11 protein-coding genes are annotated in these 26,304 nt (G+C 34.1%); 9 read left to right on the top strand and 2 right to left on the bottom strand.

Annotated elements, in window-relative coordinates; genetic code table 11:
- The first annotated feature begins 266 nt into the window (after positions 1-266).
- The 9 genes from VB796_RS21650 to dcm all read left to right on the top strand — a co-directional run bounded on the left by VB796_RS21650 (position 267) and on the right by dcm (position 24,323).
- Complete coding sequence (locus tag VB796_RS21650; protein ID WP_323348680.1) at positions 267-500, top strand: hypothetical protein; 234 nt, start codon at positions 267-269, stop codon at positions 498-500.
- Between the two features lie 838 nt (positions 501-1,338).
- Positions 1,339-1,584, top strand: a complete 246-nt coding sequence (locus VB796_RS21645; protein WP_323348679.1) for a hypothetical protein — start codon at positions 1,339-1,341, stop codon at positions 1,582-1,584.
- A 494-nt stretch (positions 1,585-2,078) separates the two neighbouring features.
- Positions 2,079-9,695, top strand: coding sequence for a SpvB/TcaC N-terminal domain-containing protein (locus VB796_RS21640; protein ID WP_323348678.1), 7,617 nt, complete (start codon positions 2,079-2,081; stop codon positions 9,693-9,695).
- A 223-nt stretch (positions 9,696-9,918) separates the two neighbouring features.
- Positions 9,919-10,473, top strand: a complete 555-nt coding sequence (locus VB796_RS21635) for a hypothetical protein (protein ID WP_323348677.1) — start codon at positions 9,919-9,921, stop codon at positions 10,471-10,473.
- A 5-nt stretch (positions 10,474-10,478) separates the two neighbouring features.
- Complete coding sequence (locus tag VB796_RS21630; protein ID WP_323348676.1) at positions 10,479-11,522, top strand: hypothetical protein; 1,044 nt, start codon at positions 10,479-10,481, stop codon at positions 11,520-11,522.
- 32 nt (positions 11,523-11,554) lie between these two features.
- Positions 11,555-20,989, top strand: coding sequence for a neuraminidase-like domain-containing protein (locus tag VB796_RS21625; protein WP_323348675.1), 9,435 nt, complete (start codon positions 11,555-11,557; stop codon positions 20,987-20,989).
- A gap of 1 nt (position 20,990) precedes the next feature.
- Positions 20,991-21,311 (top strand): nucleotidyltransferase domain-containing protein, encoded by a 321-nt coding sequence (locus VB796_RS21620; RefSeq protein WP_323348674.1) that lies wholly within the window; start codon positions 20,991-20,993, stop codon positions 21,309-21,311.
- Positions 21,312-21,451: 140 nt separating this feature from the next.
- Entirely contained in the window at positions 21,452-23,104 is a 1,653-nt protein-coding gene (locus tag VB796_RS21615) for an Alw26I/Eco31I/Esp3I family type II restriction adenine-specific DNA-methyltransferase (protein ID WP_323348673.1), read from the top strand.
- Positions 23,097-24,323 (top strand): DNA (cytosine-5-)-methyltransferase, encoded by a 1,227-nt coding sequence (gene dcm / locus VB796_RS21610; protein ID WP_323348672.1) that lies wholly within the window; start codon positions 23,097-23,099, stop codon positions 24,321-24,323. The genes VB796_RS21615 and dcm overlap by 8 nt, the downstream gene beginning before the upstream one ends.
- On the opposite strand, the gene VB796_RS21605 is transcribed toward dcm, so the two are convergent.
- Positions 24,320-26,017: an Alw26I/Eco31I/Esp3I family type II restriction endonuclease gene (locus VB796_RS21605; RefSeq protein WP_323348671.1), complete on the bottom strand. Its 1,698-nt coding sequence runs from the start codon at positions 26,015-26,017 to the stop codon at positions 24,320-24,322. The genes dcm and VB796_RS21605 overlap by 4 nt on opposite strands.
- Entirely contained in the window at positions 26,014-26,241 is a 228-nt protein-coding gene (locus tag VB796_RS21600) for a helix-turn-helix transcriptional regulator (RefSeq protein ID WP_323348670.1), read from the bottom strand. The genes VB796_RS21605 and VB796_RS21600 overlap by 4 nt, the downstream gene beginning before the upstream one ends.
- Positions 26,242-26,304: the final 63 nt, after the last annotated feature.

The following is a 26,304-nucleotide window of genomic DNA, read 5'->3' as shown; positions in this document are numbered from 1 at the left end:
ATACGAGTGGCTTGAATTTAATGCTTACTTGTCATTCGATAGACTCAAAAGGAATCTAAAAACAATACTTGATAACGTAGGTAAGAAATTTAACATTCAATTTGTCTAATTACTTATGTACCAGTTTAGAACAAAACAGGGCGATAAATTCTATACGTTTTTTAGTCCCGAAGAAATTAGTAAATATATACATTTTGATAGTTATGATGAGGCAGGTAATTCAAAAGTGATAGAAAGAAAAAACGTGAATTTCGAGAGTTTTAAATATGATAAATGCTTTTGAGGTGGACACTAATCAAAATATAATCCTTGTGAACGTAAACGGTCAAACCGTTCACGTTTCAGAATCTGATAAAACGTTATCCTTTGCCCTTAAAATTCAAGAAAAACTTGAAAATTGTAAAAGTGATAACGGATTAGGAAGCGAATTGTACGATTTTGCAGCAGACCTGAGTAAACAATTAAGGCAAATGAAAACCAAACAGATGATTGAAAACTAAGATGATAGTTAATCTGTTTTTAATTTGAAATAAAAAATGGAGATTTAAAGGAATGGCTCAACATCAATCCTTTGAATTTCTATTTGAAAAACCGCCCGCACGCTGTGCCAGTCTGGCTGAATGTTTATGTTTACCGCCCCATCCGTTTTGACAGAGCCACCGCACAAAAGCTATTCAAAACCAATGGGGCGGAGAAAAAACGACCTTCAAGAAAACCGCTCATTATCTATGCTATACCTATATTTTCTTGAAAGTCTAAAAATGCCCTCGCTAAATTGGCGGTTAAAAACGAAATAATGTTCCCTTTCACAAGCCCTACAATACACTATTTCATTCTTAGCATCCAATTTTCCTACGCTCAAAAGCGGTTTTCAAAGGCAGAGTCTTTCGTGTGAGTTTCAAAACCATTTTCTCAGTGCCACCGCTAGAGCCTACGAAAACCGTTTTGGAACATAATTACGAGCATACTCCCACAAACTGCATCCACACAAACTTTCCAAACACATCCCACCGCAAGTTTTGAATGGCAGCATTTTGTGTGAGCAAGCTCTTTGCCTACGCACAAGCCTTGTAAATCGCATTACATTTAGGGAAAATCCAAAGACCATCTTCTCAGAACCTTTGCAAAACCTTACGAAGACCGTCTTTGAATAAAAAAAGCAAACGTAAATTCCTTGAAATATACGCACCTGCCACCGTTCAATTTACAAGGAACATACCCTTGCTTGCCTGACTTTATGCCCAGCTTACAAATTGCCATTAAATGCTGTTTTTACTTGAAATTAAGCAATTTTTTGAGTAAATTTAAGGTAGAAAATATCTCAATATTTAAGGAAAAATGAGTACCATATTCAGCAATATCAAACTTCTGACACTTTACGATACCAAGCGTAAGAAAATTCGTGTTCGCCCGATGGAGGGACAGAATATTCCTGAGCTTTGGGTGAGTTTTTCGAGAAAACAAAGAAATCAAATGAATATTGGGATGGTGTTTCAAATGGATGTGAAATTGATTGAATCGGAGAGAAGGAAGCCCTACCTCATAGCGACAAAGAAGATTTTAGGGCAATTGAGTTTGTTTTAAAAAAAGCAAATCAAAATTTGTATGAATATTCTTCCTTTGAAAAATATAACTTAAAATCTTTGTACTGTATTTCAGATATTTTTGACAATATCTCTTTTTCTACCTAATTTTTTCTGTCGGGTTTTGGAATGGAAACCCGTTTGAGAGAATGTGATACTATTGAAAAAAATTAATGATTAGGTTCAACTTGATTACCATGCGAATACCCCAAATTGAAATAGAAAGGCTTTTCAAAATCAAAAAATAGAATATATGGTCGCTTTAACCTGAAGAGTTATTCTAACATTACTCTTTAGGTATGAAGTAAAATAGTAATTGCTAACAAAATTTGAAACATAAAGATCTGTTGTACAAACAAATTTTGAAGTGCTTTAAAACACTTAAATCCTGAGTAAATTAAAAATACCTACCATTAAATAAATATTAGATTGGATATTTAAAAGTTTATTTTAGATTTATATCATCTTATTTCCTACCTCCCTAATTGCTAAATTATGGAATCATACAACAAGCAAAATACAGGTAATGATAAAGGGGCAGGGAATAAACCTTCTCCACAAAATAATTCTAAATTAAATACTTTAGAAACCCCTCAAATATCCTTACCCAAGGGTGGTGGAGCAATAAAGGGTATTGAAGAAAAATTTCAAGTAAACGCTGTTAATGGCACTTCTTCATTTGATATTCCTCTCCCATTAAGTTCTGCTCGACTTACACCAAGTATTGGTTTAGGATATAGTTCAGGAGGTGGCAACAGCCCTTTTGGTTTAGGTTGGCAGTTAGGAATCCCATCAATCACTCGCAAAACAGATAAAAATTTACCTAAATATCAAGATGAAGTTGAGTCCGACACTTTTATTCTTTCAGGAGCTGAGGACTTGGTAAGGATTTTAGAGAAACAACAAAATGGCGAATGGAAAAGAACTATCAAAACCAAGGCAGATAATGATGTCAGCTATACAGTGTTTACCTATCGTCCACGTGTTGAAGGATTATTTGCACGAATAGAACGGTGGGTAAATAATTCGACAGGTGAATCACATTGGAGAACCATTTCTAAAGGTAATATACATTCTTACTATGGACTTACTGAAGAATCAAGAATAGCAGACCCCAAAAACCCTAAAAACGTATATGAATGGTTGCTTTGCAAAACACATGATGACAAAGGAAGTATCTGCATATATAAGTATAAGAAAGAAGATTTTGTAGGCATAAATAATAAACTAAATGAGAAGTACCGTAAAAACAGTTGTACTCAAACGTACTTAAAAACTATTTTTTATGGAAATAAAAAACCTTATTATTTAGGAGAAACACTGCCCCAAGAGGATGAAACGGATTATATGTTCAAAGTCGTTTTTGACTATGGAGAACATGATATTTCTGAGAATATCCCTCAAAATATTGACCAAGAAAAAACAACATGGACTTGTAGAAAAGATCCGTTTTCAACTTATCGTTCTGGTTTTGAAATCAGAACGTATAGACGGTGCAGTAGAGTTATGGTTTTTCATTGCTTTGATGAATTGAACCATAGCCCTTATTTAACTAAATCATTACAACTTTTTCATGACGATAATTTAACATTAGTAAGCTCAAACCTAAAAATTGATGGTTTTTCTTTTTTGGTTAAAGCACGGCAGAATGGTCACTTGTGGAATACTACGACCAATACATACAAAACTAAATTTTTACCAGAAATTGAAATTAAATATCAACAGCATGAATGGAACACGGAAATTAAATCTTTAACGCCAGATAATCTTGCCAATTTACCCGTAGGGCTTGGCGATAAACGATATTTATGGATTGATTTATTTAATGAGGGTATCTCTGGAATTTTGACTGAACAAGCTGGATCATGGTATTACAAAACGAACCTTGGCAATGCAACATTTTCAAATGTACAACCAGTTGCCTATACTCCTTCGTTCCGTGGCTTAGGGAAAAACCTTGCGATTCAAGAATTAGAAGGTAACGGTATTAAATATTTGGTACAATTGGACAATGAACCGAAAGGTTTTTTCAAGTTTTCGGAAGAAGATAATTGGGAGCCTATGCGAACTTTTGAAACACTTCCTAATATTGAAGGGGCGAATATGAGGGCATTAGATTTGAATTCGGACGGAAAGGCTGATTTATTAATTTCTGATGAAAATGGTTTTCAATGGTATGAAGGTTTAGGGGAAAAAGGATTTAAGATAGGACAAAAAGTCTTCAAAGAGATTGATGAAGAAAAAGGTCCTGCCATCGTATTTGAAGACAGGCAACAGTGTATTTTTTTAGCAGATATGTCGGGAGATGGTTTAACTGATATTGTTCGCATAAGAAATGGCGAAATCTGTTATTGGCCAAATTTAGGTTATGGTAGGTTTGGAACTAAAGTTGGAATGGAAAATGCTCCTCACTTTGATTTTTCAGATACTTTCAATCCAATCAATCTTCGTTTAGTAGATATTGATGGCTCAGGAACTACTGATATTATTTATTTGGGTAAAAATGATTTTAGAGTTTGGATGAATCTCAATGGCAATGAATGGACAACAGAACCTCAAATCATAAATCCTTTCCCAGCCATCCATAACCTTTCTGATGTAAGCGTTTTGGATTTTTTAGGCTCTGGTACTGCAAGCATTGTGTATTCTTCATCAATTGCCACTGAACCTTTACAATACATTGATTTAATGGGTAGTAAAAAACCGCACGTTTTCAATGGTTATCAAAATAATTGCGGTAAAGAAGTATCTATCGAATATAAACCTTCTACCTTTTTTTACCTAAAACATAAAAAAGAAGGTAAAAAATGGATTACCAAACTCCCATTTGTAGTGCATTGCATTTCAAAGGTACGATCAGAAGATAAAATACGAAAAACTGTTTTTACGAGTTCGTATTCTTATAGTCATGGTTATTTTGATTTTGTTGAAAGAGAATTTAGGGGTTTTGCCAAAGTTGAACAATTTGATACAGAAGATTTTGAGCATTTTAAATTAAATGATGCCAAAAATGTAGTAGAAGAGCAGTTTCATCAACCTCCTGTTAGGTCAGTTTTCTGGTTTCATACGGGTGCGTTTTTAGGTGGAAAACGTATTTTGCATCAATGTCAAGAGGAGTATTTTAAAAACACAAACTTTGCCGAATATAATGTACCTGAACCCATACTTCCAGTAGGACTTTCTTCCGAGGAAATCCGAGAGGCTTTAAGAGCCTGCAAAGGCTTGCCTTTACGAAGTGAAGTTTATTCTAACGATAATACCGATAAAAGCCTTTTACCTTATTCTGCTTCGCAATCGGCTTTCGAGATACGCATAATACAACCACAAGGCGAAAATCGTTTTGCTTCATTTTTGATCGTTCCTTCCGAATCAATCAGTTATGGATATGACCGAAATCCTGCCGATCCACATATTTCCCAATCATTTGTTTTGGATACTGATGATTTGGGAAATACTACTAAATCTGCCTCAGTAGTATATCCTCGTGTAACTCGACCAGCAGACACCCCAGATAAAGTTTGGGAAGAACAAAATAAAATGCACATCAGTTATGGTGAGGCATTGTTTACGAAAGATATAGACACTGATACGATTTACCGACTTAGAGAAGGTTATGAATCTCAATCCTTTGAAATAGCAGGCATCAATCAGCCCGCATATTTTTTCTTCAAAAAAGAAAATTTAAAAACCCTAATAACAACTGCTAATCAAATTCTTTTTGAAGAAGAATTTACAAATGGTGTCCAAAAGCGATTATTAGCTCATAAACGAGCCTATTTCATGAACGATGGTTTTTCAGGAGCAAGACCTTTGGGCGAGCTTTCTCCTCTGGGAATTGGCTTTAAATCACATCAATTAGCTTTCACTAAAAATTTAGCAACAAAATATTATGGTGCAAAAGTTACTAACCAAATGTTAATAGATGCCAAATACATTCATTCTGAAAATGATGAACATTGGTGGACACCTTCAGGTGATTATATTTTTGCAGATGACCCTAAAAGTAATTTTTATACACCTGTTGGAGCAAAGGATTTGTACGGAAATAAGGGTTTTGTTGAATTTGATAAATATACTTTACTCACAAAAAGTACTATTGATGCAATAGGCAATAAAGCTACGGCAAGAAATGATTATCGAACGCTTTCTCCAACTTTAATGACTGATCCCAACTTGAATCGGGCAGCAGTAGAGACAGATGAATTGGGAATGGTTATCAAGTCGGCTATAATGGGTAAAGAAGGAAGTAACGATGGTGACACCATAGCTGACCCAACTGCAAGGCTTGAATATGACCTATTTAATTGGCAAAACAATGGTAAGCCAAATTTTGTCCACACTTTTGCCCGTGAAAAACATGGATCTGCTAATCCTCGTTGGCAAGAAAGTTACACTTACTCTGATGGGGGTGGTGGGGTAATTATGGGTAAAAGCCAAGTGAATGCTGGTAAAGCAAAACGTTGGAATACCCAAACCAAAGTAGTTGAAGATGTTGAAGCAAATCCTCGCTGGATTGGTAATGGAAGAACTATTATTAACAATAAAGGCAATGTTATCAAGCAATTTGAGCCGTATTTTAGTACAACTTTCGAGTATGAAAGTGAAGATGCTTTGGTAGAGACTGGCATTTCGCCAATTATGTATTATGATGCCGTTGGTAGGAATATCAGAACCGAAATGCCCAACGGGACATTTACGAAAGTGGAGTTTGATGCTTGGCATTTTAAATCATTTGATGTAAACGATACTGTAAAAGACAGCCAATGGTACGTTGACCGTGGCAGTCCCGACCCATTGGTGTTTTTGGCTGAGCCCTCTGACACTGAACAAAGAGCAGCTTGGTTAGCAGCTAAACATTACAATACCCCCGCCACAGTTCATACTGATTCTTTGGGTAGAACTTTTTATGCTATTTCGGATTATGGAAATGGTAAAACAAGTGTGGTTTTCTCAGAAAATGATGCCACAGGAAGATTTTCAAAGGCTTTTGACCAATTAGGACGAATGGTTTCAGAAAGTTATGTAAATCTTTTGGGGCAAACTATGTATGGCAAAAGTGCTGAAAAAGGAGAAAATTGGGTATTTGCGGATGCAATGGGGCGTTTGGTGAAAATTTGGGATAATAACGTTAGGGAGTTTCGTACCACATTTGATACCCTACACCGCCCAATTAATACTTATGTGAAGGAAGGTGCAAAGGAAACTCTCTTTGGGCGAATCGTATATGGCGATTTATTTCCAAATGCTGAAGCACAGAATTTGAAAGGCAGAGCCTATCAAATGTACGACCAAGCAGGTGTAATAACCGTAAAAAACATTGATTTTAAAGGCAATGCTACAAGAGCAGAACGAAGATTAACCAAAGAATACAAGCAAATAATTGACTGGCGAATTTTAGAAAATATTAATGATATTAATAATATTCAATCAGCAGCAAATACTTTATTGGAAGATGAAGTATTTGCATCATCAGCAACAGTAGATGCTCTGGGCAGACCTATTTTGGTTACTTTACCAGATAATTCTGTGATTCAACCCAAATACAATGAAGGCAATGGTTTGGAGTCTTTGGGTGTGAAAATTAAAGGAAATGGGGCATTTATCAATTTCTTGGAAAGTCAAGATTATGATGCTAAAGGGCAACGACAATATGCTAAGTTTCACAATGGAACGATAACCAAATATTTCTACGACCCTCAAACGTTTAGATTAACCAATTTGGTAACTATACCAAATGTTGGAGCGAATGTTAATCAGGCTTTTCAAAACTTAAAATATACTTTTGATCCAACTGGGAATATTACCCAAATTAGAGATGATGCACAACGAACACATTATTTTAAAAATGACGTAGTATATCCTGAAAGTAAGTTTGAGTACGATGCCGTTTACCAACTAACTAAAGCCACTGGAAGAGAACACGCTGGCTTAGGTGGAAACGTACAACGAAATGACCAAAATATACCATTTATTAACCAACTACCACATCAAAATAATACAGATGCAGTTAGACTTTACACAGAAAATTATGAATATGATTTATTGGGTAATATTAAACGCCTCCAACACCGAGCCGATGGAGCTAATTGGAATCAACGCTACCAATATGCTTATGATTTAGACCCTAATAACCGTACAAACCAACTAAAAGCCACCAGCACTCCAGGCGATGCCGATGGGGTATTCTCCAATAATTATACTTACGATTTTCATGGAAATATGACCCAAATGCCACACTTAGGTCAATTAGTTTGGAATTTTATGGATCAGTTGAATGAGGTAAATTTAGGCGGTGGCGGCAAGGCTTACTATAATTATGGACAAGGCGGAAACCGCATTAGAAAGGTAATTGAACGCATTGGAGGGAAAAAAACAGAACGAATTTATCTGGGAGCAGTAGAGATTTATCGAGAAAGACAAGGCAATAACCCTATAAATTTAGAACGATACACCATTAACATTGCTGACAATACAGGCAAAATAGCCCAAGTTGATACTAAAACGATTGATGCTAACAACAGCGACACTTTTAATTTACTCAACCAAAACAATATACGCTACCAATATGGTAATCACCTTGGCTCGGCAGCTTTAGAAACCGATGAAACAGGGCAAGTAATTTCTTATGAAGAATACCACCCTTACGGCACATCAGCCTATCGAGTAGCAAAGCCCGATAAAGACGTTAGCCTAAAACGCTACCGTTTTAGTGGCAAAGAAAGAGATGATGAAACAGGCCTCTATTATTTTGGAGCAAGATACTACGCCGCTTGGCTTGGCAGATGGACAAGTAGCGACCCAGCGGGGTTTGTAAGCGGGTTTAACTTATATAGATATTGCAGTAATAACCCAGTTATGTTTTATGATCCTAATGGAATGGAGGAAAAAAAACAGGGGAAGTTAACACATAAATCTGTTGAAGGATATGATGGACTTTCAGATGATCAAATTAAACATTTGCAATCAGGTGGTTTTTTAATAGGAGGAAAACCATACTCAAAAGAAGATGGTGATAGAATAATTCAACAAAGATTAAAGTCTGGTGTTGACGTAACGGTACAAAAAAGAGGACAGTTTGAAGATTCAAGTACTGGAGATGATGAAGCAGTTACAGTTGTAACAGCCCGGAGTAAAAAAGTAGGAGGAGATTCAACAGGTTCTCAATCAAGCTCATTAACAGATATTCCATTAAGGTCAGCCTTGCAATCTGCTCCAACAGATACTGTAGCTACGCCTTCTATACCCAAAGTAGATTTACCACAAGCACCTCCAGGGACTGATTTTGAAGGTGCGGAATCTACTGCTAGAGCAAATTATAGAGCTAATGCAGCCTCATCTGGCAACCCAATGCAACCTGGTGAACAAGTACAGCACTGGTTTAAATGGAGAGAAGGTCGGAGAACAAATTTAGACCCAGCCATTACCAATGACCCAAGAAATCTCAGTCCTATCCAATCAACTAATGCACGAAGTTTTGGTACTTTTTCGATTGGAGGAAGAACTTTTGGTAATCCACATACTTATGCCGATAAGGGATTGATTCCTGCAATTCAGAGATTTTACAACAGAACTATCAGTGGTTTTACTACTGATAGGACTCGAAGTGTTATGGCTGGGAGAGGAGCAAGAGGTTTAATGGAGGGAACCATGGGACCTAGACCGCCTTATATGAATGTTGGAGCAATGATAGGAGGAGTTGTCGGAGGAATTGGCTTAGGATTAGCACGAGGTTTAGTCCCCTTATTTGCAGAGGCAGAAATTGGTATTCAATATGCTGGAATGGTTGCTGTTGCAAATGGTGTTGGAGCGGGAACGATTATAGGAAAAGTAGCTTTGGTTGCGGAAGCTGCACCTGCAGCATTAGCTAGTACAGCTTTGGCTGCTGCTGCGGGCGGATATATTGTAGGAGATGTTGTAGAAAACTATGTAACGAATGCAACGGGTAGCCGAACAGCGGGTGTTGCAGCAGGAACTGGTGCAGGAGCATTGGCTGGTGCAGGGATAGGGGCAGCAATTGGAACGTTTATTTTTCCTGCTGTTGGAACAGCAGTAGGAGCTGTTGTGGGTGGGATTGCTGGAGGGATTGCTGGCTTTATAGGCTCATTTTGGTAAAAAAGGATACACTTAATAAATTACAATCAAAGATTTGAAGTATAACAGTTTTTCGTGTTAATGAATTAGGTTGTAACAGCGTGATTGTTGAAATGGGTGTTTTACAATGAAACTAAATTTTCCTAAAATAAACAATAATATCATGCAAGACGAAATAAAAAATCTAATAACCAAATATTTGTCGTACCAAGATGCAGTTGTTCCTGAAAAAAGGAAAGAGAAAATGGTAGCAGATGGTCTGGCTCATGAAAGTAGTCCCCAATACGCCTACTCATTAAAAGAATTATTTGAAAAATATAGTGAATACAGGATTCATGAACTTGCCAAATCTCTGCATAACGATCTACTGAGTAAAATTAAATTTTTCGAAATTATCTCAGAATATGGTTTAAGCCTTTCATGGGTCTATTGGGATATTGCCAAGCAATATTATTTTTACAAAAACCCTCATCTTCAAAAATCTCCGATATTATACCCACCTAAAAACCCTATGGAAGATAAAAATATACAGGAAGAAATCGTTTTGAGGCAGTTAGGGTGGGAAATATTTCGTCAAAGAGAAAATGAAGAATTATTGAAAAAGATTTCAAATGAAAAAATTGTAATGGATTACATTAAAAAAACACCAAAAGAAGGCGGTCAATTGAGGTCTTGGGACTACAAAAATTTTGGTGGTTTCTTATCAACAGTGGAAATAAGTTTTAAAATTAACAGAAAAGTTGTAACCAACGGATTTACAGAAGTAGCAGAATGGATTCCCGTTCAATTTAAAAAATAATTACCATGAAACCATCAGATTTTTTCATAAGCGTAACAGATTTCTTCTCGGTATTGCTACCAGGGGCAATGCTTACATGGTTTTTGAATGGAGTATTTTATTCACATTCGCTATCTGTGATTTTTCCAATTCCAGTCTCAGAAACTGGTAAATGGGGAGCATTTTTGGTAGTAGCTTATGTTTTAGGAAATTTGATATTTATGCTTGCTTCCTTTTTGGATAAATTTTATGATAAAAATTTAAGAAAACTAAACCAAAAAGACCCGTATGATTTGGCATACAAAACGGCTCGAAATATTCAATCAAATTTTATCAATTCAGATGAATTAGCTTCGGAATTGACCAGAAATGGCTTTATTTCAATAAGTCACTATAATGAATGGAGAACAAATCCTAAAAGAGAAATAATCAATACTTTTAAATGGATTCAATATTATTTTCAGTTCAAACACCCAGAAGCCTTAGCCGAAATAAAGCGAACCGAAGCCGACTCCAAGTTTTTCAGAAGTTTGGTCATTACTTTTCTCATGTTCTCCATTTTCTTATTTAGGGAGCAAAATTCACTTTATGGAACAATATGTTTTCTTTTTGCCTTGCTGTGTTTTTACAGATATGGTGAGCTAAGATTCAAAGCAACCGAAAAAGCCTATCAATTATTTATTACATACGGAAATTTAGAACCAAAAGAATTCAAAATACCAGTTGATAAAACCTTAACACTAAAGGAAACAGAATTAAAAAAAGAGCTTAAAAGTGATTTTACCAAAGAATTTGCTGCTCAAATTGAACATATTTCTGAGGCTGGATTAGTACCACTAAAACAAGTAGTATTTGAAAAAGGGATGTTTGCTGATTCAACATTTAAAGTTGAAAAAGACCAAAATTGGTACTGTTTATCTGGCAAAGGAATATTTATCTTACATCAAAATAATCAAAAAGTTGAATATTTTATTCAACCAAACTCAATAACTTATTTTTCAGCGAATAGTGAGTTTTCAATCGCTAATTCCCACGACGATTCTCTAAAGTTTTTGGTCAAAGATTTTTAACCTTTTATTCACATTGTAAACAATTGATTATCATGGCAAATAGTAACCATTTATACATTGTCAGTGGTTGTATCACTGATAAACAAAACAAACAACCAATAGAAGGTCTAAAAGTATATGCATTTGACTTAGATCCTAAAACTCCCGAGAACCCGCTTGGAACATTTGCTATGACTGATGTTCAGGGAAGGTATAAAATTGAATACACTGAAAAGGACTTCCGAATTGATGACATGGAAAGCGGTGGACCAGATTTAATTATTAGAGTTTTTGATGGTGACACTTTATTAGGTGAATCAAAGATGAGACGTAATTCTAAAAGAGAAACTACCATAGATTTATCAGTAGAATATGTCAAAAGTGACCCAAATGAACCCAAACGAAAAGTTTTTGGAATTGTTCGTGATAAATTTGGGAAGCCTCTAAATAATGTCATTTTGAACATATTTGATAAAGACCTGCGTAATCAAGAATTATTAGGAAAGACTCAAACGAATGAAGGTAAATACGAAGTTTTCTATACAAAAAGTCAATTTAAGAAATCCGAAAAAGAATCGGCTGATATATTGATTGAAATTCATAACCAAAAAGGGGAACGTATTTATAAATCATCAATATTTTACAATTCCCCTGATGAATTTGAAAAAAATATTAGCTTGGATAATGTTGAATTTAAAGGAGATTCGGAATGGGAGACTTTATCAAAAACACTGACTCCATTATTGGATAAATTATCCCCTCTCGAACTAAGAGAAGATGATAATTTTCAAGATGTTTCCTTTCTTTCGGGTGAGTCTGGGCGGAGTTTACTAATAATTGGGACATGGATAATTTCTCATCATCTCGAAGACAAAACAAATAAAGAAGGATTAAAAATTAAAGCATCTACTTTCTTTGGATTTATGCGTCAAGGGCAGCCAGCATTGTTATATGATTCATTGTTAAAAGATATTCAAGACTTGGATAGGGTAGAATTAATAAAGGATACTTTACTTAGAAAATTGTGTGATATAAATCCAGAGATACAAAAACAATTGATAGAAAAAGCCCTTATTGACAATTTGATACCTGCTGAAACAAGTAAAAACATAGATGCTATACTTAAAAACCTTAGCGATTTCAAGTTGCGTTTTGCGGCTGATAATTCATTTGGTGCTGGAAAAGGTACTATCAAGCAACTTCTACAATTAACTCCCAATGCTGATAAAAAACAAACAGAATTTGTTAAGTCTTTTGTTGAACATAATGGCTCAATGAGTGACTTTTGGGAAAATGTAGAAAAAGAAAAAATATTTACACCAGAAATAATAAAGGATGTAAAGTTGAATTTTGAATTAGGAGCTTTAACGCAAAATCATATTCCTTTGGTTGCTGAATTAAATAAACAGTTTAAAAAACAAGAAATTTCTTCTAAAAGAGCTTTAGCAAAATTTAATAGCAATGCTTGGATAGAAATTTTTAAAAGGGAAGGAGATAATGGAAAACCGATTGGTGTTCCATCAAATATCGATGGGAAAAATGAAGAAGATAAATACAAAACATACGGGGCGATTTTAGAGCAACGTTTTGAGCGGTCTTATCCTACCACTTCATTTATGGCAAAATTGGAACGGAATAAAGAAAGCCCAGTTTCAGAAAAAGAAGGTGTGGTGAAATTTTTGGACAATAATCCTAAATTTCATCTTGATCGTTTTCGTATTGACCATTACATTGCTGAAAATGAAGAATCTTTAAAGGACATAAAGAACAAAGACCTTGTGGTTCAACAGTTAAAATCTATACAAAGGGTTTTTAAACTTAGTCCAAAACATATAGTTGTTGATGCCTTATTAAGTAAAAATATAGAATCTGCACAACAAATTTATTTCATGGGCAAAGAACAGTTCGTTGCTTCATTAAAAGATACTGGTGTTAATAAAATAGAAAGTAAAAAACTTTACCATAAATCTGAAAATGCCTATGCAATGGCTGTTAATTTATATGGCAGCTACAATCACACCGTTAATGGAGTAGCTCCAGCGGGAGCTGCTCAGTATTTTCTTTCAGCGGAAGACCAAGAAAAGATAAAAACTTTGCCAAACCTTCAAACACTTTTTGGCTCAATGGATTATTGTGAATGTACACACTGTCGTTCTGTATATAGTCCTGCCGCCCATTTTGTGGATATTTTACGTTTTCTTGGAGAAAGAAATACAAATGGAACAGGGATTAACCTTAATAAGAAAGTCAATCGAGTTTTATTAGACCGAAGAGCAGATTTGGGGGAAATCGAATTAAGTTGTGAGAATACAAACACACCTATGCCTTATATTGATTTAGTTAATGAAATATTAGAGGATGTTGTTTCTCCACCCGTTCCAAAAGTGCTAAACAATGCAATTGAAGGTGATTTGTTATCTGGTACAATCAAAGTATCAGTTCTAAATGAGTTAAATGCTAAAGCATTACCTATCAGTGTAGCAGCAGATGTTTATACACAAGATAGCAGAAATCAGTGGGCTATAAGAGACAAGAATAACGCCTATAAATTATTCAAACCAGCAGGGGGTAATTTGCAAATTTTACCTACGAAACAAACTCATTTAAGTGCAACTGAACTAAGAGCAAATCCAGAATATACAAACATAGGTACTTATGATAAATTGTCTCAGCAGGTTTTTCCTTTTGGTTTACCTTTTAACTTGTGGTATTTACAATCAAGAACCTATTTAAATCATTTGGGTTTATCGCAATTTCGATTATTTGAATTATTCCAACATAAATTGGATGATAATGTAACATTTGTTCCTGAAAATTTACAAATTGACTGTGCTTGGTTAGGCATAAATGAGACTGAGCGTAAAATTATCACTGGTACACTTGTGGGGAAACAATCTTGGGATTTTTGGGGATTATTGCAAAATGGTAACAATTTACCCCACCCATCAACCCCAACAGATATCACAACTAATATTAGAGGAACATGGACTGCAGTGTTACAAAATGTTTCATTAATGCTTCATCGAACAGGATTGACTTACAAGGAGTTATTGCAATTATTGGATTTGAAATTTATTAACCCAACTCAAAGTATAAAAATAAACGATAATATAGATGTTAATGCCTCAAACTGTGATACTACTAAATTTGTTATTATTGGTTTAACCCCAAATGCACTTGACAGAATACACAGATTTATTCGATTATGGCGAAGATTAGGGATAAGTATGTGGGAGTTGGATATGTTATTACCAGACATGAATCCTGATGCAAATATAACGGACAAACAAATTACAGATACCGCACTTCAGGATATTTCTAAAATGAGTCATATCAAGGAGAAGTTTAGTTGGGAATGGAGTGAGGTAATGGCACTTTATAATAATATTGACCACAGCATATATCTTGATAGAAATAAGTCAGAGGAACAGACAATACAGACACTTTATCAGAAACTATTTCGCAATAAACTGGTGGATGCTACAGCAGTATTTCCTGAAAGCCCAAAACTGATTAGTGGTCCAATACAAGGGGACTCCTCAAATTCTATTTCGGATAAAATCCCAGGAATTCTTGCTGCATTCCGTATTAATGAAGAAGAATTAAATTTGATATTATCTGATTTAACATTGAATACAACAAGTCAGCTTGATTGGGCAATTTTGAGTCAAATTTACCGAATTACAATCTTAGCAAAAGGGTTGGACTTAAAAATAAATCAATTTTTAAGTCTAAAAAAATTAGCAGTATCAAATCCTTTCGATAGTACCAGCAATACTTTAGCATTTATTGAATTATCAGAAACAATTACTAAGTCTGAATTCTCCGTTTTAGAATTAGACTATTTACTTGCCAATAAATTTAAGGTTAATTCTGGGCTTGCTTTGGAAGATAAGGCAATAATATCTACTATAAAAGCGATTCGTGATGGATTACAAAAGATTGTTATTGACCTTAGTTTAAAATCAGAAGAAACACTTGAAGCCTATATAAAAAGCAAGTTAGGATTATTACCTACTCTTATAAAAGATAGTGACCAAACTAAAGCACTTGCTATAATAAATGGTACGTGGGTTGATTCGATAACTGAAAATAGAGATGATTTAATAGATATTTATTTTAAAGATATTTTAGATTTACCTATCGCCAAAACAAATTTTGCTTCAATTCCACCTTCTGGTACTGGAATGACAAGCGAAAACAGATTTAAATATTTTCAGCCTGCTCTACTAAGTTTCTTGTTGAAAACTCAGAAAGAAATATACATTAAACAGAAGATTTCGGAATTATTTCAATTGGAAGTACCTATTGCAGATTTTTTGCTTAGTACATTAAAAGTTGAGGGCTCTACTCTCTCACTTTTGGAGAATTTGAATACTGAAAAACTCCTTCAAAAAGTGGATAATGATTATCAATTTTCAATCAACGAAGTAGAATTTTTAGATTGTTTTAAATCTCTAAAAATGATTCATAAAAATTCATTGGTAATAAGTAAACTAAAAATTAAAGTCGAAGAACTAAAATGGTGGATTGAAGGAACTCATGCAAATGACTTAGGGTGGCCACATCCTAAGGACTTCCCTATTGAAGCAACAGTTCCAGTACCAATGGAGAAATGGATTAATATGTCCGTATTTTTTGCCTGGAAAAATCAATTACCTCAATCAGAATTAACAGCCTTTGAGTTTTTAAATAAACTTTTGGATGGAACTGTTGATGCTAATGCAACTACAACAGCTTTGTCCAATCTTGCTACTTGGAATAATGTAGATATTTCCTTTTTGATTACTTCTTTTAGATGGGATGTCAAAAATAAACTTAAAGATTCTTCTGCAATTATCAGGCTTTCGAAATGCGTTGATGCACTACTTCGTTTAGGCATTAATGCCGAACGAGCGATTGATTGGGCTATTCCAGAACCTACCTTCGAGATTGCTGAAAACATGAAACAAACAGTAAAATCTAAGTACGATTTAGTTCAATGGCTGGAAGTAATCAAACCTTTGCAGGATGTATTTCGGGAGAAAAAAAGAGATGCCTTGGTAGGGTATTTGATTTATCAGCCCGACCTGAAATGTATGGATACTAATGCCCTTTATAGTTATTTTCTTATTGATGTAGAAATGAGTGCTTGTATGCTTACTTCAAGATTAAAGCAAGCTGCTGCATCAGCCCAATTGTTTGTACAACGTTGCCTGTTGAACTTGGAGGAAGATATTATGGTAAGGGCAGAGAAAACGGACCCCTCTGATACATTAGCTGATTCTAAATGGAAACAATGGAAATGGATGAAATATTATAGAGTTTGGGAAGCTAATCGTAAGGTATTTTTATACCCCGAAAACTGGATTGAACCAGAACTTAGAGATGAAAAATCGCAATTTTTTAAAGACCTTGAGAATGAATTGATGCAGAATGACATAAACCGAGATACTGCTGAACAAGCCTATTTAAACTATTTAGAAAAATTAGATAATGTAGCTAATCTTGAAATACGGACAATTTATAATGAAATTAATGGTGATGAGTCCATCATGCACGTGTTTGGTAGAACTCGTAGTAGTTTAGCTCCTGAATATTATTATCGTAAAAGAATTAATAATGGACGATGGACTGCTTGGGAAAAAACTGGATTAGAAATAGCTGGGAATCATTTAGTAGCTGGTATTCACAACCGTCGTCTATATTTGTTGTGGCCCCAATTCTTGGAAAAAGCAATAGAACCTACTTCTTTCAGCATTCCAGATAGTAAAGCAGGAACACAGATAAATGCAAAACCTAATAGATATTGGGAGATTCGATTGTTTTGGAGTGAATTAAAAAAAGGCAAATGGACTCCCAAAGTTCTCTCAGATACCTATGAAATAATTTATCAATCTGAAACCAGTCAAGCAAATCCATCAAACATATCATTAAGAACCAGATTAAAACCACATATTGAGGTTAGAATGTATAACCAAACCGCCTTGGATAGTGCTCCGATTGGTCAAATAACAAACGTTTTTCAAAAATTAGGCAAACAGCTTGTTGCAAATAATAATGAAGTTAATACTGAACATTTAATATCTGCACCATATAGTATTTTTAAAAATGGTTTGTTGAATCATACTTCTAACTCTTATTTCTTTTATAATTCAATAAAGGAAGAATTTGATAAGCCTCACATTCTTCAAGCTACACAGGATGCTGAGACAATTCGTTTACTTAATGCAATTTCACCTGATAATAGTAATTCAGTAATTGACTCAAAGGCGGCTATTTTTGAAAGTAATGGGACATTTTCTTTTTGGGATAGTGCCAGGACTTATTTCGTTGATTATAGTACCGTTAATTCAGTGGAATATATCTCAGGAAACCCTCATAACAAAGTATCATCAAACTTTAATTTCTATATCCATTATCATCCGTTTGCTGAATTATTTATAAAGGAATTGAATATTTGGGGAATAAAAGGATTATTAAATCGCCGTATTCAAGTGAATCCTGAAAATATTCCAGGTTGTCCTCCCATTTTTGATTTTAATTCTTATGTTCCTGATGCTAATAATATTGGAAAAAACTATGAATTACCAGATAAGACAAAATCATATCCAATAGAGGATGTTGATTTTTCGTATAATGGAGCATATTCAATTTATAATTGGGAGCTATTTTTTCATGCACCTTTTCATATTGCTAATAAGCTGGCAAATAATCAACGATTTGAAGAAGCATTAGAGTGGTATCATTATATTTTTAATCCGACAAATATTGATAATGCTGTAAATGATCCAAATACTCCACAACAAAAATATTGGATTACTAAACCTTTTTATGAAACTACCAAAGCGGATTATTACAAACAAAAAATAGAAACTCTGATGCTTGCGATTGCAAAAGGTGATGCAGAGTCTCAAAATCAAGTGAAAGAATGGCGTGATAATCCATTCAACCCCCACTTGATTGCACGTATGCGAACCGTTGCTTATCAAAAAAGTATTTTGATAAAATATATACAAACCATTATTGCATGGGGTGATCAATTGTTTCGTAGAAATACCAGCGAGACGATTAATGAAGCAACACAACTTTATATTTTAGCCGATGTAGTTTTAGGTAATCGTCCCAAGAATATTCCTAAGAAAGTTAACAATCCAATAAAAACTTTTTATCAGTTAGAAAAAAGTGGGATAGACGTTTTTGGTAACGTGTTAATGGAAGTTGAGAACCTATTGCCAAGCGTATCTTCTTCAAGTTCTATGGGAGAAGAAAGCCCTGAGTTACCGCATTTGAATGTTTTATATTTTTGCATTCCAAATAACGAAAAACTCCTTACATTATGGGATACTGTGGCGGATCGCTTACTCAAAATACGCTCTTGCATGAATTTTGAAGGAAAAGTGCAGCAATTACCGCTGTTTGACCCACCCATCGATCCAGGTGCCTTAGTGAGAGCCGCCGCAGGAGGATTAGACCTGAGTTCAATATTAAATGAATTGAATGCTCCTTTGCCATTATACCGTTTCAATTTTATGATTCAACGTGCATTAGATATGTGTAATGAGGTAAAATCTCTTGGAGCTGCCATGTTATCGGCATTAGAGAAAAAGGATGCGGATACATTTTCTCTTTTACGTTCGACCCATGAATTAATAATGATGGATGCTGTTAGGGATGTAAAAAATAAACAAATTGATGAATCTTTAAGGACTTGGGAAAGTATAATTGAAGGGGAAAAAGTTACTCAGGAACGAAAATCTTATTATGAACGACTTAAAAATGATGGATTAAGTGGATTTGAAAAGGCCAGTCTCTATTTAACAGTAGGTGCAATAACTGCAGAAACTGTTGGAACAGTTCTTAATTTTTTAGGTTCTGGAACAAGCCTTATCCCAGAAGTTACTGCAGGAGCTGCAGGATTTGGTGGGTCACCTACTTTACATGTGACTTTAGGAGGTAAAAGTGTAACAGATGGTTTGAGTAAAGCTGCAGATGTCTCAAAAGGAATAGCTCAAATTTTACAAATGAGTTCAGGGATGACTGCAACAATGGCAAATAACAATCGACGTGAAGAGGAATGGGATTTCCAAAAACGCCTTGCAGAAAAAGAATTACCTCAAATAGATAAACAAATTGTAGCAGCAGATATTCGCAAGCAAATGGCTGAAACGGAATTGCGAAATCATGATAAACAAAAAGAAAATTTGGACAAAGAATTAGAGTTTATGCGTTCAAAATTCACAAATCAAGAATTGTATGATTGGATGATTAACCAAATTTCGACGGTTTATTTTCAAAGTTATCAATTGGCGTACGACATCGCAAAAAGAGCCGAACGTTGTTTTAGATATGAATTAGGATTGAGTGATTCTAATTATATCCAATTTGGATATTGGGACAGTTTAAAGAAAGGCTTACTTTCAGGAGAAAAACTGTATTTTGATTTAAAACGCCTGGAAACAGCCTATTATGAGCAGAATAGACGTGAATATGAATTGACGAAACACATTTCATTATCGCAAATTGATCCAGTTGCTTTATTGAAGATACGTCAAAATGGGGAGTGTATCGTTGATATTCCAGAGACTTTATTTGACATGGACTATCCAGGGCATTATTTTAGAAGACTCAAATCTGTTAGTTTGTCAATCCCGTGTATTGTTGGACCTTTCTCAACGGTTGCTTGTACACTAACACTTACAAGTAATAAACTTAGGAAAGACTCCTCTTTACAAGGAGGTAAATATGAACGTGATTTTACAAATGATGATATTCGTTTCCGTGATGAAATCGGTGCCATTCAATCTATAACGACAAGTGGTGGACAAAGCGATAGCGGAATGTTTGAATTGAATTTTCGAGATGAAAGATATTTACCATTTGAAGGTGCAGGAGCAATTAGTAATTGGCATATTAAATTAAACAAAGACTTCGCTCAGTTTGATTTGAATACTATTTCAGATGTGATTATTCATCTAAATTATACCTCAAGAGAAGGCGGTGAATCTTTGAAGACCCAAGCTATTAAAGAGTTCAATAAGAAAATGAATAGTATAGCTTTAGCTGAAAATAAAAAAGGTTTATTTCGAGTGTATGATATTAGAAGAGAATTTTCTAATGAATGGCATACTTTTTTAAATCCAGCCATTGCAGCAGATGGACAGCAATTGGTGATGAATAATTTGCAAGAACGATTACCTTATTTTACAAAAAACTTTAGAAATAAAAAAGTATCTAAAATAGAAGTAGTTGCATTAATGAAGGATAATACCAAAATATATAAAGTAATGGTTTCACCTATTGGAAATACTGAGGCGGATTTATTGAGTATGTCTAAGGGAGAAGTATATAAAGGTCTTCATAATGTTTCGAAAGACTTGACGGGAAGCGAAGTTGACTTAAATAACTGGACGATTAAAATCAAAGAAAATGGTATTAATGATTTTAAATCATTACCCCACGATGCTATTCAAGAATTATTTTTAATAATCAACTATTCAATTTCATAAAATGCTAAAAGAAATAGAAATACAGAGCTTAATAGATAAAATTGTTCAAAGAATTCATCCAGAAAAGGTGATAGTTTTTGGTTCTTATGCAAAAGGTTTAGCTACCAATAAAAGCGATTTGGATATTTTTATTATTAAAGAAACGGACTTGCCTATGATAAATAGAGGGAACGATTTAAAGCCGATACTATCGAATTATCTTATTCGAGTTGATATTCACATTTATACCCCAGAAGAGGTTACGGAATACGGCTCTGAGGATTATTCATTTGTACATTCAGTTATGCAGACAGGAAAAACGTTTTATGAAAAGACAGTTTAAAATTTTCAGGGTCGGGGAAAGTATTTTGGCTAAAAATTAAATGCTTTTGAAGGCGCAAAAATATAATTTTATTGACGTGTACTTGTTTGTTTATCTCGTGATTTATAGTTATTTTTGCATACTATAAAAGGCATATAATTTTGAATCACATAAAAAATATCAACTCTTTAGGAAGTCAAGTTTCTGAGAGTCTAATAGATAAACTTACAGGTCGCTATTTTACTCATGAAGTTTTGGCTAAAAATGCTATTCAAGATTTATTAATTCATTCAAGGAATTCAGTATTTTCAAATAGCCTCGTTAAAATAGCCGATCCATTTGCTGGAGATGGACGAATGATTTATTGGCTGATTGAAGAGTGGGGAAAGTTAAAACTACCAGTAGTTCATTGGGAGGTGTACTTATGGGACATAAATGAGATTGGTCTTAAGGTTGCTGAAATTAAGATGGAAAAATTAATAGAAAAAGGATTTAAGATAAACTATTTTATTGAAAATGAGGATGCTTTTAAATTAACGTCAAACTATAATGATACTTTTGACATTGTGATAACAAATCCTCCTTGGGAATTATTAAAACCCGACAGTAAAGAACTAAGTTGTTTATCAGAAAATGAAAAAGCTCTTTATATAAAAGAGTTAAAGTATTATGATGATTTTCTTGCAAAAGAATTTGTATTATCTCAACCAACTAATAAATTTGCTGGTTGGGGGACTAATTTATCAAGAGTAGGGTTAGAAGTAAGTTCATTAGTTGCCAAACCCGATGGATTAGTATTAATTGTTTTGCCAGCATCTTTTTTTGCAGATGATCAATCAAGAAATCTTAGAGAATTCATTTTTTCAAAATCTACGGTACTCGATATTTCTTATTATCCCGCTGAGGCAAAATTGTTTGGCAATGCAGATATTAGTTCATCAACAATGGTTTTTAGAAAGAGAGAAAAAAGTGCTATTAGCATTAATATCTCTCTATATAACAAGTTTCTTTCTCTTGAAAATAATGATGTATTGAATCTTAAACATTCTACACTAAGAATGACAGGATATACTATTCCGATTAGTACTGGTTCACAAGGAATTCTAATTTTAGATAAAATAAATGCAAAGTTTAAACGATGGAAGTCAGTAGAAATTAACGAAAGCAATTGTTTATGGGCGGGAAGAGAGATTGATGAGACTGGTATTCAAAAATGGTTATTCGAAGGGATAGATGGAATAAAGTTCTTAAAAGGACGTATGGTTAATCGCTATGAAATTAAAACAAAGCCTTTTCAAATTGTTGTGAAGGAAGGTTGGAAAATACCGCAATCTGTTTATTTTGAGAAAATAGTTTGGAGAGACGTGTCTCGCCCAAGTCAGAAAAGAAGATTGATAGCTACTCTTGTAAATGAACAAATCGTTGCAGGAAATTCATTAGGGGTGTGTTACTATAAAGATGGTGATGGAAATGCTCTAAGAATTTTACTGGGAATTATGAATTCCCTTTGTTTTGAATTTCAGCTTAAATCCTATTTAGCAACAAGTCATATTTCACTTTCAGCCATCAGAAAAGTGTGCATTCCAGATAGAAATGATTTTATTAATTATCAGAACCTTTTACCTCTTGTAGAAGAAAGTTTATCTGGTGCTACTTCTTCAGTAGTAAAAATTGAAGCCTATGTTGCCAAAATAATTTACAATCTAAATGAAGAAGAATTTAACTTTATATTGAACTCTTTTGAAAAATTAACCATTGAAGAAAAGAATTGCTTAAAATACGAATTTAAAAATTTATCCCAAAAAAATGATTAATAATTTAAATGTTACAATTAAAATACCTAATCACCACACCTCTACTTTAAGCGATTTGGATATGTTAATTGTAAATTCTGTTCCACCAGGAGGAAATTGGAAAAATATTCCACTTGATGTACCTTCAAGACGGATTCAGCAGATTCGGGATAGTTTTTCAAAAGGCGAAGGTAGCCGGTCCACTTATTACGGTAGACTTCTTCCAAATAAACCATCTTATACAATTAATACATATTTCAATAGACCTGGAAATGGATGCCATATACATTATAAACAAGACCGAGTTCTATCCCAAAGAGAGGCAGCAAGGCTTCAATCATTTCCAGACAAATTCTTATTTTTAGGCTCACAGGGTTCAATTAATAATCAGATTGGAAATGCTGTTCCGCCTTTGTTAGCTTTTCAAATAGCTTTACAAATTAATGAAGCTATTGGACAATGTGGTGTATTTATTGACCTGTTTTCTGGGGCAGGTGGTATGGGGTTAGGTTTTAAATGGGCGGGTTGGCAACCAATTCTTGCAAATGATATTGATGCAAAATTTCTTGAAACCTATTCACAAAATGTCCATGAAAATACATTAGTTGGAAGTATAACAGACCCAAATATTTTTTCAGAATTGGTTGATCGTACACTTGAAGCGAAACGAAAATACCATAATCGCCCTTTTTGGGTTTTGGGAGGACCTCCATGCCAAGGTTTTTCAACAGCGGGGAATAAACGTACAATGGACGATGAAAGAAATTCACTTTTTTTGAATTATACAGAATTCTTAAAAATTGTGAAACCAGATGGTTTTGTTTTTGAAAATGTTGCTGGACTATTAAGTATGGAAAAGGGTAGCATATTTAATCAAGTTAAAGTTGGATTTGAAGGAATAATGCCTCATGTTAAAGGATTTGTTTTTAGTTCTGAAAAATATGCTATTCCTCAAAGAAGGAAAAGAGTTTTTTTAATCGGACAGAGAAAAACTCAATCTAATATCCTTCCACCTCCAATTCTTACTTCATTAGGAGAATCAAAAGATTTGTTCAATAACTATTTTGAATGTGTTAGTGTGGAAGATGCCTTATCCGACCTTCCAGAATTAAATGCTGGACAAAATGGCTCTATTTTGAACTATCAACACTCCCCAATAACTATATATCAAAAATTAATGAGAGGGGTTATTTCACCTTTTGAATACTTGGATAATTTCAAATTCAAATTATCAGTTTAGTCTAAAATGAACTCAGTTCTCAAATACCTATCATTTTCCCACATAGCGGAAATATAGGTGGCAATACTTATCATTTCTGTAGTAAGAATTTTTTTGGCTGTTTCAAAAACTTCAATTTTATTAGAAGTAATTGTTGTAACTAATAATCTTAGCTCATGTTCAATTGTATCATTTGAGTACAATAAAATATGTTCAAATTGTTCATCTAAGTACTTACAATCGTAGTTTTCGTCACGAATTAGATTTACCACATTATTAACAGTACTTCTAACGGAATCTTCATTAACTAACAATAGGTGTCTATTTATTTTGTCACGATAAGCAAATAATGCTTCAAAACCAATTCTAATTCTTCTTGCTTTTTGTTCAATGGTATATTTTGTGTATTTTTTTTCTTTAATGATTGAATCATAAACAGTTAAAAAGTTCTCTATTCTAAGATTAACAAATTCTAATTTGAAATCTGCATATCCAAGCTCAAGAAAGTAAGTTAAAAAAAAATACATTTTCTTTTCAAGTAAAACTGAAAATAGAAATAATGCGTTTCTTTGATTGTCTCTGAGCATTTTTGATAATCGTAAGGCTTCTTCATCATTGGTAATATCATTTTTTCTCAAATCCCAAAGAGGTTTAGCGTACCAAGAGACAACATCCAATCCTTGTTTCTCCGCTTTAATTAAATCTTGTACGTCTTGCAAACTCATTCTATTATTTTTGGCTGAATTTGCTTTTTTGCTGAGAAGCCTAAATTCGGGTCTGTGGCAAAAACCTAACGATAATGGACCAATATGATCTGCTGTTGGTAACCCTTCTCCACCGTCTGCATTTATTTCATTTTTAAAACGTGTACGAATTAATCCCATTAAATCATCTGCTGCAATCCAATCTCCATCAGACCAATATTCAAACACCCTTCTATCAGTAGTATAACTTTTTAAGTTTTCAGAAGACCTACCTTTGTCTGCTTTTCCACGACAACATTTGTTGAAAGAATGAAACCCATCAAGGCGATCTGGAGGGTTGGACATTACACCTGGGCTAAGAAGGGATGATTCTAATGGAATATAGTCACTCTTTACCCAGTTAATAAAGGTTTCAATATCAGAACTAAACTGGGGTACTTTTATCGTGGGTGTGCTTAGTAATTTAGAAAATATACCAATTACTTTATCCCCAAATTGATTGAAAGCGTTTAGAATAATATCATTTATTTGGTCAAGAGAGGAGAATATAAAATCATTACCTAAACTCTTCTTTATTTTGTTGATGAGAATGTCGTTTGGATACGCATAACCTATTCGTAATATTCTACCGCATCTTTTACATGGTTTTTCACCTGTTGGGTGTATTAACTTGGCAGTTCTGCTTATCCATTTGTCAGAATTTGAGTCTATACCAACCTCTTTTGCTTTTTTAAGCCACCAATCTCTCCTTTTTTGATGAGTAAACTGATATTTACCAGACGACCTATTTGAAGGGGCTTCCCATTGAATTTTCCCATCATCCTTTATAGCATCTGGCATATTTGCGTAGGTGGGATGATTTACAATTTCCTCCATATAATTTACAAAAGGAGTTGACCATTTTTCCCCCTTACTCCCATATACATTTGGAATGTCAGTAGTCGATGTCAATTGTGAATCTTCGGCATTACTTTCTTTTAATAGTAGTTTGGTATTTATTTTTTCTTTCATTTTAAATCAATTAACAAATCTGCTGTAGAGATTTCTAAAGCATTAGCAATTTTAACTATGTTTAGAAGAGATATATTTTTTTCAGCTCTTTCTATCATGCCTATATAAGTCCTATGGAGATTCGCTTCGTGTGCTAATTCTTCTTGAGAATACCCTTTCAAAAGTCTAAGTTTTCTGACTTTTTCTCCAAATTGAAGCAATAGTATATTGGGTTGAGTTTTCATTCGTAATTTTTTTCAAAGCTAATTATAGTATTCACAATATGCCACATACTATAGTTGGCACTT

This window comes from Arcicella sp. LKC2W, assembly GCF_034931005.1.
GTDB lineage: Bacteria > Bacteroidota > Bacteroidia > Cytophagales > Spirosomataceae > Arcicella.
This window is presented reverse-complemented; position numbering and strand designations above follow the sequence as displayed.

Coding starts and splice junctions, on each gene's coding strand:
- VB796_RS21605 (WP_323348671.1), bottom strand. CDS start 26,017: ATGAAAGAAAAAATAAATACCAAACTACTATTAAAAGAAAGTAATGCC.
- VB796_RS21630 (WP_323348676.1), top strand. CDS start 10,479: ATGAAACCATCAGATTTTTTCATAAGCGTAACAGATTTCTTCTCGGTA.
- VB796_RS21650 (WP_323348680.1), top strand. CDS start 267: ATGATAAATGCTTTTGAGGTGGACACTAATCAAAATATAATCCTTGTG.
- VB796_RS21625 (WP_323348675.1), top strand. CDS start 11,555: ATGGCAAATAGTAACCATTTATACATTGTCAGTGGTTGTATCACTGAT.
- VB796_RS21600 (WP_323348670.1), bottom strand. CDS start 26,241: ATGAAAACTCAACCCAATATACTATTGCTTCAATTTGGAGAAAAAGTC.
- dcm (WP_323348672.1), top strand. CDS start 23,097: ATGATTAATAATTTAAATGTTACAATTAAAATACCTAATCACCACACC.
- VB796_RS21645 (WP_323348679.1), top strand. CDS start 1,339: ATGAGTACCATATTCAGCAATATCAAACTTCTGACACTTTACGATACC.
- VB796_RS21640 (WP_323348678.1), top strand. CDS start 2,079: ATGGAATCATACAACAAGCAAAATACAGGTAATGATAAAGGGGCAGGG.
- VB796_RS21635 (WP_323348677.1), top strand. CDS start 9,919: ATGGTAGCAGATGGTCTGGCTCATGAAAGTAGTCCCCAATACGCCTAC.
- VB796_RS21620 (WP_323348674.1), top strand. CDS start 20,991: ATGCTAAAAGAAATAGAAATACAGAGCTTAATAGATAAAATTGTTCAA.